Source organism: Mesorhizobium sp. P2_E10, from assembly GCF_056404235.1.
This window is the reverse complement of sequence record NZ_JBFUEK010000050.1, coordinates 1-1,163: the sequence shown is the minus strand read 5'-3', so window position 1 is coordinate 1,163 and position 1,163 is coordinate 1. Positions and strand designations below refer to the sequence as shown.

Annotated in this window: 1 protein-coding gene; it reads right to left on the bottom strand. The window is 63.3% G+C overall.

Going from position 1 to position 1,163, the window contains the following annotated elements; all coding sequences use genetic code 11:
- Nucleotides 1-24 precede the first annotated feature (24 nt).
- On the bottom strand, nt 25-963 hold the full coding sequence (locus tag AC1D0N_RS31860; protein ID WP_477250585.1) for an IS110 family RNA-guided transposase: 939 nt from the start codon (nt 961-963) through the stop codon (nt 25-27).
- Nucleotides 964-1,163: the final 200 nt, after the last annotated feature.

Here is a 1,163-nt window from a genome sequence, read left to right as displayed (position 1 = left end):
GGGGGAGAGCGACTATCTGGGGTGTCAAGTTGCATTTGCGAACTCGGCTCGCGCGTCGCGTGCTTTTGCATTGAGGATGACGAGCAGTTTTCTGGCGAGCGCGATGCGGATGAGCATTTTGGGTTTTCCCGCCTGTTGCAACCGTTGAGCGAAAGCTTTGAGATGGGGATCGAACTTGGCCACGATGGCCGCGACGATGAAGAGGATGCCCCGTGGCCCGGCGCGTCCGCCACGCACATGCCTGTTGCCGGTGCGCCTGCCACTGTCGTTGGCGATTGGGGCGAGGCCTGCCAGCTTGGCGATGGCCTTGTTGGAGATGAGGCCGATCTCGGGCAGTTCGGCCATCAGGCGAGCGACGGTGCGGCCGGCCACACCCTTGAGCGAACGGAAGGCCTGCTCCAGCTTGGCCCAAAGCGGATCGTCGTCGATCATCGAGGCGATCTCGCCTTCCAGGCGCCGCTCCTCGCGCTTGAGGAAGGTCAGCATGGCCTCGATGCTGGCGCATGTCTCGGCATCGCGTGCGGCACTTCTGCGCTGCTTGTTGACCGTCGCATCGCCGACAACCTGGCAAAGCCGCCCAACCAGCGCAGCAAGCCGCTGCTGGGTCGTGCTGGGCGGTGGCGTCGGGACCGTCTTCTTGACTGCGCTATAATGGGCGATGACGGCAGCGTCGATCCGGTCGGTCTTCTCCAGATAGCCCATCGCCTCGGCGAAGCGGCGTACGCTTCTGGCATTGACCAGGGCGCACGGCATGCCGTGCGCCCACAAAAGCATGAAGCCCAGCCGCTCATAGCCGCCCGACGCCTCCATCACCGCGTGGTCTGCGCCATGGCTGCGGCAGAACAGCCAAAGAGCTGCAATCCCCGTCGCGTCGTTGGCGAAGCGCTCTGCTGCCCCGCCGGGCCACAGATGCGCGTCCAGCCAATCCTTAGAAACATCAACTCCACAAATGATCTTGTTCACGGTAACCTGCCTTGTGCGTACGGTTGGAACCAAGCGACTGTTCGGTCGTGCGTGACGAAGGCGAAGATCCCAAGCTCTCCCGCGGCTGTAACCTCAGGTGGTACGGGCGACTTCACCAAGCCAAGGTCCGGGCGGCCGCCCGGACCTTGGCTCAACCGCTTCAATCCCACGAAATCTCTCTCGTGCAGATACAAGGGGGC